15 protein-coding genes and 1 tRNA gene are annotated in these 13,366 nt (G+C 39.2%); all 16 read left to right on the top strand.

What is annotated here, in order from left to right:
- Window positions 1–2: 2 nt before the first annotated feature.
- The 16 genes from EFY79_RS04715 (at window position 3) to EFY79_RS04640 (ending at window position 13,295) form a co-directional block, all read left to right on the top strand.
- Window positions 3–710 (top strand): L-ribulose-5-phosphate 4-epimerase, encoded by a 708-nt coding sequence (locus tag EFY79_RS04715; protein WP_123119529.1) that lies wholly within the window; start codon window positions 3–5, stop codon window positions 708–710.
- The gene (locus EFY79_RS04710) at window positions 711–2,063 is read left to right on the top strand and encodes a glycoside hydrolase family 27 protein (protein ID WP_123119528.1); all 1,353 of its coding nucleotides are present in this window, start codon (window positions 711–713) and stop codon (window positions 2,061–2,063) included.
- 10 nt (window positions 2,064–2,073) lie between these two features.
- A complete protein-coding gene (locus EFY79_RS04705; RefSeq protein ID WP_123119527.1) occupies window positions 2,074–4,086 on the top strand; it encodes a glycoside hydrolase family 127 protein in 2,013 nt (670 codons plus the stop codon).
- A gap of 31 nt (window positions 4,087–4,117) precedes the next feature.
- Entirely contained in the window at window positions 4,118–5,608 is a 1,491-nt protein-coding gene (gene araA, locus EFY79_RS04700) for an L-arabinose isomerase (RefSeq protein ID WP_123119526.1), read from the top strand.
- 61 nt (window positions 5,609–5,669) lie between these two features.
- On the top strand, window positions 5,670–7,388 hold the full coding sequence (locus tag EFY79_RS04695; RefSeq protein WP_123119525.1) for a sodium:solute symporter family protein: 1,719 nt from the start codon (window positions 5,670–5,672) through the stop codon (window positions 7,386–7,388).
- 13 nt (window positions 7,389–7,401) lie between these two features.
- Entirely contained in the window at window positions 7,402–7,677 is a 276-nt protein-coding gene (locus EFY79_RS04690; RefSeq protein ID WP_123119524.1) for a hypothetical protein, read from the top strand.
- A gap of 94 nt (window positions 7,678–7,771) precedes the next feature.
- Window positions 7,772–7,858 (top strand) — tRNA-Ser (locus EFY79_RS04685).
- 258 nt (window positions 7,859–8,116) lie between these two features.
- The gene (locus tag EFY79_RS04680) at window positions 8,117–8,653 is read left to right on the top strand and encodes a phage integrase SAM-like domain-containing protein (RefSeq protein ID WP_123119523.1); all 537 of its coding nucleotides are present in this window, start codon (window positions 8,117–8,119) and stop codon (window positions 8,651–8,653) included.
- A gap of 179 nt (window positions 8,654–8,832) precedes the next feature.
- Entirely contained in the window at window positions 8,833–9,138 is a 306-nt protein-coding gene (locus EFY79_RS04675; protein WP_123119522.1) for a helix-turn-helix domain-containing protein, read from the top strand.
- A 37-nt stretch (window positions 9,139–9,175) separates the two neighbouring features.
- Entirely contained in the window at window positions 9,176–10,015 is an 840-nt protein-coding gene (locus EFY79_RS04670; RefSeq protein ID WP_123119521.1) for a CHC2 zinc finger domain-containing protein, read from the top strand.
- A gap of 190 nt (window positions 10,016–10,205) precedes the next feature.
- Window positions 10,206–10,499 carry a plasmid mobilization protein gene (locus EFY79_RS04665; protein WP_123119520.1) on the top strand — a complete coding sequence of 98 codons (294 nt, stop codon included), beginning with the start codon at window positions 10,206–10,208 and terminating at the stop codon, window positions 10,497–10,499.
- Between the two features lie 61 nt (window positions 10,500–10,560).
- The gene (locus EFY79_RS04660; RefSeq protein WP_123119519.1) at window positions 10,561–10,869 is read left to right on the top strand and encodes a relaxase/mobilization nuclease domain-containing protein; all 309 of its coding nucleotides are present in this window, start codon (window positions 10,561–10,563) and stop codon (window positions 10,867–10,869) included.
- A complete protein-coding gene (locus EFY79_RS04655) occupies window positions 10,866–10,994 on the top strand; it encodes a relaxase/mobilization nuclease domain-containing protein (RefSeq protein ID WP_158605154.1) in 129 nt (42 codons plus the stop codon). Before EFY79_RS04660 ends, EFY79_RS04655 begins: the two co-directional genes overlap by 4 nt.
- Before the next feature lie 14 nt (window positions 10,995–11,008).
- A complete protein-coding gene (locus EFY79_RS04650) occupies window positions 11,009–11,515 on the top strand; it encodes a hypothetical protein (protein ID WP_123119517.1) in 507 nt (168 codons plus the stop codon).
- A gap of 11 nt (window positions 11,516–11,526) precedes the next feature.
- Window positions 11,527–12,072 carry a hypothetical protein gene (locus EFY79_RS04645; protein WP_123119516.1) on the top strand — a complete coding sequence of 182 codons (546 nt, stop codon included), beginning with the start codon at window positions 11,527–11,529 and terminating at the stop codon, window positions 12,070–12,072.
- Between the two features lie 122 nt (window positions 12,073–12,194).
- Complete coding sequence (locus EFY79_RS04640; protein WP_123119515.1) at window positions 12,195–13,295, top strand: Fic family protein; 1,101 nt, start codon at window positions 12,195–12,197, stop codon at window positions 13,293–13,295.
- Window positions 13,296–13,366: the final 71 nt, after the last annotated feature.

The raw sequence follows: 13,366 nt of genomic DNA, 5'->3' as shown, positions 1-13,366 counted from the left end.
AAGTGGCTCAAAAAAAATACGAACACATTCAGCAGGAAGCTTATGAGGCCAATATGCAATTGCCAAAATTAGGATTGGTGTTATTCACTTTTGGAAATGTAAGCGCCGCCGACAGGGCACTTGGCGTGTTTGCGATCAAGCCAAGCGGTGTGCCTTATGAAGAATTGACTCCCGAAAAAATGGTGATTGTAGATTTTGAATCCAACATTGTTGAAGGAAATTTAAGGCCATCCTCCGATACAAAAACTCATGCCGTTTTATACAAGCACTGGGAAAACATTAATGGTGTGGCGCACACGCACTCTGTGTACGCCACTTCGTGGGCACAGGCACAAAAAAGTATTCCCATTTTTGGAACCACACACGCGGATCATAATACGGTTGACATTCCCTGTGCGCCGCCGATGAGTGATGAAATGATACAGGGAAATTATGAATACCAAACCGGCTTTCAAATCCTGAATTGGTTCAAAGAAAATAATTTAAGCTATGAAGAGGTGGAAATGATTTTGGTAAGTAACCATGCGCCATTTACCTGGGGCAAAACCGCTGCCAAAGCGGTTTACAACAGTGCTGTTTTGGAAAATGTGGCAAAAATGGCTCACTTCACATTATCCATAAACGCTGATGCAGCACGGCTTAAAGATGCATTAATCAAAAAACATTATGAAAGAAAACATGGCACCGGAAGTTATTATGGCCAGCAATAAATGAAATTCTTCTTCACGATATTGCTTGGAGTTTTTACTTCAATAATTCATGCACAAAACGTGGCAATAACGCCACCAATGGGCTGGAATAGCTATAACTGTTTTGGCTCGGCTGTTCATGAAGATGAAGTGAAAGCGAATGCGGATTACATGGCGAAGAATTTAAAGCCTTATGGCTGGCAATACATTGTCGTCGATTTTTTATGGGCTTACGATAATCCTTCCTACAGCAAAATCGGGAACCCAGAACAGAAGCGGCTTTACGATGGTTCTTATATTCCATGGTTGAAAATGGATGAATACGGAAGACTCCTTCCTCAGCCGGATAAATTTCCTTCCAGCTTCCAGGGAAAAGGTTTTAAACCGCTTTCCGATTATGTTCATTCGCTGGGATTAAAATTTGGTATCCATGTGATGCGTGGCATCCCGCGCCAGGCGGTTTGGGCAAAAACAAAAGTGTTGGGAACCGACGGAATTACCGCGGATGAAATCGCAGACACTTCCTCAACCTGTAGCTGGCTCAATCACATGTATGGCCTCGATATGAACAAAAAAGGAGCGCAGGAATATTTAAATTCTTTGTTACAATTATATGCTTCGTGGGGTGTTGATTTTATTAAGGTGGATGATATTTCAAGGCCATACCATAAAGCTGAAATTGAAGGTTATAAAAAAGCCATTGAAAATTGCGGGAGGCCAATTGTGTTAAGCATTTCACCTGGCGCTACGCCTCTGAAAGATTCCACGCACGTGATGGCGCATACAAATATGTGGCGCATGGCCGATGATTTTTGGGACAACTGGAAAGAAATATTGGCGATGATGAATTATGCCAAACAATGGCAGGGCACAGGCGGGCCGGGCCATTGGCCTGATTGTGATATGTTGCAGATTGGAAAATTATCCAAGCGCGGCCCGGTTGGGCCCGAAAGGTACAGCCGCTTTACCGATAACGAATTGCGAACCCATTTTAGCTTTTGGTGTATCTATCAATCGCCACTAATGATAGGCGGAAATCTTCCCGAAAACCGGCCTTTTGATGATAGTCTTTTAATGAATGAGGAAGTAATTTCTGTTGATCAAAATTCGGAACATCCGCAATGTATTTACCAGGATAGTACAAAGGCGATATGGATTTCGCATGTGTTAGACAGTAAACAAATAAATATTGGCATTTTTAATTTAGCTGATAAAGCGCAAAGCATTTCTTTCTCATTTAAAGATATTGGTTCTTTTAAAAAAGCAGGTTTAAGGGATTTGTGGAAACGAAAAGAATTGGGTGTTTTTAAAAATAAATTTCAACAAACGATTGATGCGCATGATGCGTTGCTGTTGCGTATTACACCGGAATAAATTTTTAGAAATGAAAAAGTTTCTTCTGCCGTTGATTCTTTTTGGCGCCTTGCATACAAGTGCGCAAAAGAAAGATTATCCTTTCCGGGCAGTGGCGTTCAACAAGGTAAAGCTTTCGGATAATTTCTGGTTGCCACGGCTGAAAATAAATGAAACCGTTACTATTCCTGCCTCTTTCGAACGATGCGAAAAAACAGGCCGCGTGAAAAACTTTGTGATGGCCGCCGAACACACAGGAAAATTTTGTACGATATATCCTTTTGATGATACGGATATTTATAAAACCATCGAGGGCGCTTCTTATTCTTTGAGTTTATTTCCTAATCCTACGTTGGACAAATATGTGGATTCATTAATCAAAATCATTGGCGCGGCACAGGAGCCCGACGGATATTTATACACTGCCAGAACCATCAATCCCAATGACGTTGGTCCGTGGGTTGGAAAAGTTCGTTGGGAAAAAGAAAGAGAGCTCAGCCATGAATTATACAATGCCGGTCATTTGTATGAGTCTGCAGCAGCGCATTATTTGGCAACTGGCAAAAAGACATTATTAAATATTGCGTTGAAAAACGCTGACCTGGTTTGCTCTGTTTTTGGCCCGGATAAAAAACATGTGGCTCCAGGCCATGAAGTGGTAGAAATGGGTTTGGTAAAATTATACCGCATTACCGGGAATGAAAAATACCTGAACACAGCTAAGTTTTTTGTTGAACAAAGAGGCCATTTCAAAGGATATGATTCAAAGAGCAAAGACGAATGGAAGAACGGAATGTATTGGCAGGATGATAAACCGGTTGTTGACCAAACAGAAGCGGAAGGCCACGCCGTTCGTGCAGGCTATTTATATTCTGCGATGGCAGATGTAGCCGCATTGACCGGCGACCAAAAAATGCTGCAGGCGGTTGACACCATTTGGAATAATTTGGTTTCAAAAAAAATATATGTGCAGGGCGGAGCCGGAGCGGTGGGCGATGGCGAACGATATGGAGCAAATTATGAATTGCCCAATACCACTGCTTACAATGAAACCTGCGCAGCAATTGCCAATGTTTTTTGGAATGAAAGAATGTTCCTGCTGCATGGTGATTCAAAATACATTGATGTGCTGGAAAAGATTTTATATAACGGGTTGATTTCAGGAATTGGCCTTGATGGAAAAAGTTTTTTCTACACCAACGCCATGCAGGTGACGAATAGCTTTACACATCCGGATTTGGAACCAGAGCGGTCGGGATGGTTTCCCTGTTCCTGCTGCCCGACGAATTTGGTCAGGCTTTTACCTTCCGTTCCCGGTTATATTTATGCGCAAAACGAAGACAAGGTTTATATCAATCTTTTTATCAGCAGCAGCGTTTCGCTGAAGGTTCAAAACCAGGAAGTGGCCATCATACAGCAAAACAATTATCCGTGGGATGGTGATTTGAAGTTCATTATCCATCCAAAAAAATCTTTTTCTTTTCCACTGCTGGTACGAATTCCAGGCTGGGCGCAAAATGAGGCGATTCCTTCAGACTTGTATTCCTTCAAAAATAATTCTGACAAACAACCAATCCTCATTGTCAACGGAAAAGAAACGCCTTATGAAATTAAAAATGGCTATGCGGTCATCAACAGGAAGTGGAAAAAAAATGATGTTGTTGAAGTAAAATTGCCCATGGAAGTGAGAAAAGTAACTGCCAATGCAAACGTAAAAAATGACATTGGAAAAGTGGCTTTGCAACGTGGCCCCATCATGTATTGCGCAGAATGGGCTGATAATAATGGAAAAGCGGCTAACATTGTATTGCCTGCCGGAACAATGTTTCAGTCTGAATTTAATCCAACACTTTTAAATGGGATAGAAACCATCCATGCTGAAGTGCCGGCTGTAATTGTCAGCAAAAATGGCGAAAGCATTCAAACCCAAAAACAAAAATTTACCGCTATCCCTTATTACGCATGGGCCAACAGGGGCAAAGGTGAAATGATGCTGTGGTTTCCCGAAAAAATAAAAGACATTCAATTAGTATCCAACGAATAATTTTTAAACCAAAAAAGATAAAAAATTTAAAATGACCAATCTGAAGAACTTTGAAGTGTGGTTCGTTACCGGCAGCCAGCATTTATATGGAGAAGAAACCCTGAAGAAAGTGGCGGAACATTCGCAAATTATCGCACAATTTCTGAATGCTGATTCGCGGATTCCGGTGACCATCGTTTTTAAGCCGACTGTAAAATCGCCTGAAGAAATTTATAACATTTGCTCCGAAGCCAACACCACAAAAAACTGTATTGGCATCATTGCATGGATGCATACTTTTTCTCCGGCAAAGATGTGGATTGGCGGATTGAAAATTTTGCAAAAACCATTGTGCCATTTGCATACGCAATTTAACAGCGACATTCCATGGAATGATATTGATATGGATTTTATGAACCTTAATCAAAGCGCCCACGGCGACAGGGAATTTGGTTTTATCATGAGCCGTATGCGCTTAAGAAGAAAAGTAATCGTAGGTTTTTGGCAGGATGCAAAAGTGCTGGAGAGCATTAATGTTTGGGCCCGTGCTGCAGCCGGCTGGAACGATTGGCAAGGTGCAAGATTTGTTCGCTTTGGCGATAACATGCGTTTTGTAGCGGTGACTGATGGCGATAAAGTGGAAGCTGAAATGAAATTTGGTTATTCTGTAAATACGCATGGCATTGGCGATTTGGTAAAAGTAATAAATGAAGTAACTGACGCGGATACCGACAAATTAATTCAGGAATACCAGGATAGTTACCAACTGCATGATAGCCTGAACAAAGGCAATGAGAAACATCAATCTTTGTTAGATGCAGCGCGCATTGAACTGGGACTGAAATATTTTTTGGAACAGGGGAATTTCAAAGGATTTACCGACACGTTTGAGGACCTTCATGGCATGACGCAATTGCCAGGAATTGGCACACAGCGCTTAATGGCGGCTGGTTATGGTTTTGGCGCAGAAGGCGATTGGAAAACGGCTGCGCTCGTTCGGGCAATGAAAGTAATGGGCAGCGGATTGAAAGGCGGTAACTCTTTTATGGAAGATTACACTTATCATTTTAATCCTGATAATGAGATGGTGCTCGGTTCTCACATGCTGGAAATTTGCCCTTCTATTGCAGATGGAAAGCCTTCCTGCGAAATTCATCCTTTGGGAATTGGAGGAAAAGCAGACCCTGTGCGTTTGGTTTTTAATGTCAGCGGTGGCGAGGCGTTGAATGCTTCCGTGGTTGATATGGGAAATCGTTTTCGTTTATTGGTGAATGAAGTAGAAGCTGTCACTCCGGTTCACGATTTGCCAAAATTGCCCGTCGCAAGGGTTTTATGGAAACCGAAGCCGGATATGGCAACGGGTTGTGCTGCGTGGATACTCGCTGGTGGCGCGCATCATACCTGCTTTAGCCAAAATCTTACTGCGGAACATTTGGAAGATTTTGCGGATATGGCGGGGATAGAATGTTTGCTCATCAGTGAACAAACAAATATCCGTGATTTTAAAAATGAATTAAGATGGAATGACCTGGCAACAAGATAAAAATGAATAACAACTTCTAATCAGAATTCTCCAATTAGTAACAATAGATAAAATAATTACCATGGCTCATCTCTTCAAAGGATTTTTGCTTTCCGGCGGATTAATCTCGCTAAACTGGGCAGATTTGCTCATCATCATTATTTATTTCCTCATCGTTTTAGGAATCGGGTATTACCTGGTAAGATTCACCAAAACGGGAGATGATTTTTTTCTTGCAGGAAGAAAGATGACCATGTGGATTGCAGGACTTGCTTTTATTTCGGCTAACCTCGGTTCGCTGGAACTGATGGGCTGGGCCGCAGCGGCTTATCAATATGGAATTTTAGCGGCGCATTGGTATTGGATTGGCGCCATACCCGCGATGCTTTTCCTGGGCATCGTTATGATGCCGTTTTACTACATATCGAAAACACATTCCGTACCCGGATATTTAAAATTGCGTTTCGGTAAGAGTACTAGTATGTTATCTGCCATTTCTTTTGGTTTTATGACGGTGCTCATGAGTGGTGTAAATATGTTTGCGATGGCATTGGTAATGAAAGTGATTCTCGGCTGGGATTTAAACTTCAGCATTTGGGTATCTTCTATCACCGTAATGGTTTATGTGCTGTTGGGTGGTTTGCTTTCTGCCATCTTCAATGAAGTGTTGCAGTTTGTGCTCATCTGGGCAGGCGCCTTACTGGTGCCGATTCTTGGGTTGGTGGAAGTGGGCGGCTGGAAAGGCATGGTGAGCAGAATTCAGCATAATCTTCCCGGTGGCGATTACACGCACATGTGGAGCACTTTGGGGCATTTTAATGATAATCCGATGGGCATTCAATGGATCGGAATTGTGTTTGGTTTAGGGTTTATTATTTCATTTGGATATTGGACTACTGATTTTCTGGTTGTTCAACGCGTACTTTCTGCGAAGGATTTGCGGTCAGCAAAAATGGCTCCTATCATTGGTTCAGGATTTAAAATGCTGGTTCCGTTAATTGTGATTTTACCTGGCCTGATTGGTTTGGCTGTAATGCCTGGTTTGGTAGGACAGGCACAGGCGGCGGTAACAGGTGGAGCAAGCTATAATGAAATTTTGCCTTTGATGATGGCGCGATATTTAGGTCCGGGATTATTAGGGTTGGGAGTAACAGCGCTTATTGCCGGCTTTATGTCGGGCATGGCGGGCAATGTCACGGCCTTCTCAACGGTATGGACGTATGATATTTACAGGCCGCTTCATTTTAAGATTACTAAGAAAGAAGCTACTGACAAACATTATGTAAAAATGGGCCGGTGGGCTACTTTTGTTGGTGTTCTTATCAGCATTGGCACCGCATATTTGGTGGAAAATGCCGCCAGCATTATGGATTATGTGCAGGCTCTATTCAGCTTTTTCATTGCGCCGTTATTTGGTACGGTTATTTTGGGCATGTTGTGGAAAAGAACTACATCAGCAGGAGGCTTTTGGGGATTACTTGCGGGCACAGTTGCCTCAGTTGGCATGTGGGCGTGGGTAAGAATAGACCCACGAGCACTCGCCATCATCACAGGTTCGGCGGATGCAAAAGCGATGGCCGAAGATATGTATCGTGCGCTTTGGTCATGGATAATATGCGTACTGGTAACGGTATTTGTTAGCTTTGCTACGAAACCCAAGCCTGTCGGGGAATTAGTTGGATTAGTCAGAGGTTGTACCGACCTGCCCTCAGACGCGCATCTTCCTTTGATAAAACGCCCGATTTTCTGGGCAGGAGTCGTACTGGTGGCTTTTATTATTTTACAAATTATTTTCTGGTAAAAAATTATATTTTATGCATGAAGAAGAAGGTTTTTCAATATGGTTTTTTGTAGGGATAATGCTCGCCATTTATGGCCCTATTGTTTTAGTTGCCAACATCCCGGGGTTTTCTACAAGTCAAAACCCGCATGTGGTGCTGGAAGAATTGCACGCCGGCGTATGGTGGGGCATTTTATTGACAATACTTGGAGCACTCTTTCTTTATCTTCATTGGCCGGGGAAGGCACCTTCCGTCCTTGATGAGAAAGACAATAACATTCTTTCTGATGAAATGAAGGATAAAAATTAATGTGGTTTAGATTCCGGTCTGTCATAAGAGATGTATGGCGATGCGCGATTAAATCCTCATATTAATTTGTAGATTTGCACTCCTTTTTAAAAATGGAGACTTGTCCGAGTGGTTGAAGGAGCACGCCTGGAAAGTGTGTATACCTGCAAGGGTATCAAGGGTTCGAATCCCTTAGTCTCCGCTGAAATCAATAATTTAAGGTAAACAGAATTAAAGAACTCCCGTGAAACTCACTATTTATGGGGGTTTTTAATTTTAGGTGTACCTACTTTTACTCCATTTTACAGAATAGTTTGTGGAGTAATTCGTGGAGTAATACTTCTCTTAACTATTTACTCCACAGACTTTACATAAGCCTTTATCTATTAACATTTTATAAGGAAGCAACTCCTTTTTAGCAGTAAGCTAAAGGGTAATTTTATAACTATAAAAGTGCTTTATGGATAAGACTTTTGGGTTACTTTTCCACTTAAAAAAAGAAAACAAAAATTACGACGGTCAATTGACAGTTTACATGCGCATAACCGTTGATGGCACCTATTGCGAAATTAGTACCAAACGGAAATGTAGCTCGAATCACTGGAATGCAACTGCAGGAAGAATGAATGTTAAAAGCGATGACGCAAAGGCATTCAATTCTTATCTCGATACGCTTCAACAAAAGGTATTTGAATCGAAACGTAAGCTAATTGAAACAGACAAAGAACTTACTGCCGAAAATATTAAAAACGTGCTCCTCGGCAGGAATAAACAAAGCCCGCAGATGCTGCTTGAAGTGTTTAAATATCACAATGATCAGATAGCCGCGTTAGTCGGACAGGAATATGCACCCGGGACTTTAGACCGGTATCAAACTTCGCTAAGACACACGAAATCTTTTTTAGAATGGAGGTATAAATTGGAGGATATTGATATTTCTAAATTAAATTATGAATTCATTTCTGAATATGAGTTTTGGTTATTAAGGATTAACTAAATATTATCTAACTTAATACTATTTTACTTCGTTTAACAGTAAGCATTATGATTTAATATTTCATTTGTTAAAGGCGCCTTACCAACACCTAACAAGTATTAAGCCATGCAATGGTTTACTAATCAAGCTTACTGAATTCGTTTTTGGAATTTCAATTGTGAACAAGAAAATGTAGAAGTATGAATGAAACACCAATGCTGTTTCCAATAGCTCCATCTGAGTTTTGGAAGCAAATCAGAACTGTCATCGACGAAGTAGTTACTGAAAAACTAAGCCAACAAAATCTCTCCCCAACAAAATATCATCTCCCGGACAAAGCTTTACTAAAAGCATCCGATGTTTGTGAGATCTTCCAGGTTTCCAAGCCCACACTTTATGAATGGCTGAAGCAAAACAAACTCAAAAGTTTTAAGGTCAAATCAAGGCAATACTTTAATCGTGCAGATATTGATCATTTAATCAATCAAACCGATACTAACCGTTAAGGCTATCCGAAATTATTCTCTCCTAAAAACGTGTGTTATGAATTGTGCAGAAGCTAATCAAATAGATATGGTGGATTACCTGAATTCTATCGGGCATTCACCACAAAAAATGAACAGAAATGATTATTGGTATTTGTCTCCACTTCGTGATGAAAAACATCCGTCATTTAAAGTCAATAGAATTAAAAATGTATGGTATGATCACGGGATTGGTAAAGGCGGAAGTCTGCTAGATTTTGTGATGCAAATGCATCAATGTGATGTGGCAGAAGTTCTGCAAAAACTATCTTTTTTTCACCCGCAGAATATTGTCAAAAATAATCCTGAGAGATCCCGGTTTCACTTGCATGAAAACTCTTTACTTCGTCATGAGGATGCAAGACAAACCGGGATAAGGATCATAGCCGCAAAGCAGCCCATTGAAGACCCGCTTCTTTGCCGCTATTTAAGACAAAGAAATATCTCAAAAAGCATCGCTGATAAATGGTGTTATGAAGTGCATTTTATTGCGGGTGAAAAAGAAAAAATTTACCGGGCTGTGGGTCTTAAAAATAACGCCGGTGGTAATGAATTATGCAACGAATATTTTAAAGGAAGCAGTGCTCTAAAATATGTTTCTTACATAGATAATAACGCCAATAATATTTCAGTTTTTGAAGGCTTTTTTGACTTCCTTAGTTACCAGTTTATTCATCAAAACCAGAAAGATGTTCTGACAAATTTTCTGGTGCTCAACTCGCTTTCTCTTTTCGAAAGAAGTGTTTTGTTAATGCAAAAACATGAGCCAATTAACCTTTACTTAGATAATCATCATGCTGGAAGAAAGTGGATGAGAGTTTGCTCAAAGCAGGTCCCTGAAATATATGAACGAGAGTAAATTGTATCATGGTTACAAAGACCTAAATGAATGGCATATCAGCTTTGGTAAAATACAGCATCAACAAAATATAACACATTCAACGCGGAGATATCTTTAAAAAATCTTTCTAAGCAAGCGGTGTTTTTGTTGCACAAAAACTTAGGCTTGCTTTTTCTCCCGTTGGTCGCAAAAGAAATTACTGAGGATTATGATAATTGAAGAGAGACATGTTAAGCATACTGGCGGAAGGCTCAGGAAAGCGGTTAGAAAAGAAGTTGTCAAAGGAATTCGCTTTACCAAAGCGGAGTATTTTATCATTAAACAGAAAGCTTCAAAGACAGGTACGAACGTTTGCAATTACATCCGCCAGGTGTCTATTCATGGAAAAATAATTTCTCAATTAAGCGAAGACGAAAGAAATTATGTCAGGCAGTTAACAGGCATGGCAAACAACTTAAATCAGCTCACCAAAAAGGCACACCAGGAAGGCTGTTTAGTGTGATTTTTTTACTCGAAAAATATAAAAATTTAGCCGATGAAATCTTACAAAAAATGAATGGAAATTGATTAGTAAAGTAGTGGTAGGAAAAACATTTTATGGAGCCTGCAGATATGTTTGCACTGACCAAAAAAGAGCGTTTGTTTTAGAAGCCGAAGGAGTTCGTGATTATGACTATAAATTAATGGCAAAAGATTTTGAATTACAACAGGCAATGAGGCCCTCACTTTCCAAAGCAGTTTTTCATGGAATTATTAGCTTTTATCCGGGAGAGAAAATAGAAGATAAAATGATGGTCCAAATTGCTAAAGAATACCTACAGGAAATTAAAATTAGAGACACGCAATTTGTGATCACAAAACACATCTTGTGATCACAAAACACATCGATAAAAATCATCAGCACCTGCACATTCTTGCCAACCTGGTCAATAATAATGGCGAAACTATTAAAGATAATTGGATTGGTTTTAGGGTAAGAAAGTCGCTCAACAACTAACGCTTAAATATCGATTGAAAGAAGCTGTCTCAAAAAAACTATCTCTCATTAACCTGGAAGCATTAAATGAAAAGGAGGCAAATAAGTATGTGGTTTATCAAGCTATTTTGGAATCACTTCCAGGCTGCAGAGATCTTGATGACCTAAAAGAAAGATTGATGAATAAAAATATTGAGACCTTATACAAATACAAAGGGCAAACAAATGAGTTGCAGGGTATTGGTTTTAAGATCGGAAACTTTAAATACAAGGGCAGTGAAATTGACAGGAAGTTTTCGGTATTAAATCTTCAAAAGGGAATAGTGAAACAACGAATAAATCAAGATGGAGAATTTTTTAAAGAGATTCATTTGTCGCAGTCGCTTTCACAAAATAAATCCTCTGAAAAGTATAAAGACTTTAAAAATCAAAGAACACTGTTGAATGAGTTGCTTACACCTGAAAAGCAGCCAATGAATGCAGATGAAGACTTCAGTCCGGACAAACCGAAAAAGAAAAAATCAAAATGCCTGCACTTATAAAATAATAAGCCATGAATGAATTATTGTTACAAACAATTATAGAGAAGCTGGAGGCTTTGGAGATTGCTTTGTTGAAAAAAAATGATACTCCTAAAGAGGATGTTGAACAAAAAAATTTAGTTCATCAGATAAAATCTTTTCAATCAGAGTTTGAGGGATTTAAATCACAGTTGACAGACAACAACGGCAATATTAATAAGCTAGCTCAAAATATATCAGCCCGGGATGATGCTAAGCAAAATAAGGTAATGCATATCCATCATTTTCATAATAGAGTATGGCTGACCGTTAGTATGTATTTGGTATCATTATTTCTAGCTTATGGATGGCTTAATTGCCATAATGAGAAAAAAGCTTTTGAAGCAAATCACTTTAAGCATCGGTATTGGAAAGCGAACGGGAATAAAATCTTATTAAAAATCACTTACGAGACAGACAGCTTATATCAGGTCGATAAAGATAAGTTTGAAAAAGAAGTTCTTAATCGCGAAAAGAAAATCGCTGAACGGGAGAAAATGCTTCGGCTTGCTGATGAAAGAAAGAAGAAACTAAAATAGTTACTACTGGTTCGAATAAAGGTCATATTTCTCAAGTATACTCTTGATACATGAGAACATTGTCATGTATAAAAAATTAAATTATTTTTACATAATAAATGTTTCGGGTATAATCTTAATACATGAATAGGAAAATAGATAAATCGACATTTGATCAACCTTTTAATACTTTACCTTTTCTGCCCCCTGACAAGGAAAAGACAGAAACAAAGAAAGTTTTGCGACAGACAATTGAATCTTCAATTGCATTGGCAGAATTAAAGGGACTGGTTCATACATTACCCAATCCTGATATACTGTTGAACGCGGTTATTTTAAAGGAAGCAAAGGCAAGTTCTGAAATAGAAAATGTAATAACGACACAAGACAAATTATATCAGGCTTTATCAGCGAAAGGCATTCAGGCAGACACATCGACAAAAGAAGTATTGCGTTATAGAGAGGCAGTACTGGAGGGATATCAATTAATCAAAAACAAAAGCTTTTTAAATTCCAACATTATAATCAAAATCCAAAAAGTACTTGAGGAAAACAACGCCGGGATCAGAAGACTGCCCGGAACTGCATTAAAAAATGCAAGAACCGGTAAAACTATTTACACACCACCAGACGATTATGAAACCATTTTAAGGTTAATGAAAAACCTGGATGATTATTTAAATGAATCAGATGAATTCTCCCCCTTAATTAAATTGGCTATTCAGCATTATCAATTTGAAAGCATTCACCCTTTTTATGATGGCAATGGAAGAACCGGAAGAATTATTAATGTGCTTTACCTTATTGTTCATGGCTTATTAGAAAGCCCCATTTTATACCTTAGCGATTTTATTATTGAAAACAAATCAGATTATTATAGACTCTTGCAAGAGGTTAGGACAAACGATAATTGGGAAGAATGGATATTATTTATATTACGCGGGATTGAACAAACTGCAAAGGAAACAATTCAACAAATCCGGGAGATAAATAAACTTTTTCAAAAAACAAGTCAACAAATCAAACTGCAAGTGCCGAGGCCTTTCAATAAAGAACTACTGGAACTTTTATTTGAACAACCCTACTGCAAAATCGACTATGTAGTAGAGAGATTGAAGATTTCAAGAATTACCGCGTCCAAATATCTCAAAGAGCTAAAAGCAATTGGTGTGTTAGAAGCAAAACAGGTTTGGAAGGAAACACTTTATATCAACACCAAACTTTTTGATTTGCTGAAAACTTAACACGCTCCTTAAAATATCAATGTCAATAAAAACTTTCATTTTATTTATCTTTACGCAACAATGTTATTGTT

The sequence above is a fragment of the Hanamia caeni genome (assembly GCF_003721595.1).
Lineage (GTDB): Bacteria > Bacteroidota > Bacteroidia > Chitinophagales > Chitinophagaceae > Ginsengibacter > Ginsengibacter caeni.
This window is presented reverse-complemented; position numbering and strand designations above follow the sequence as displayed.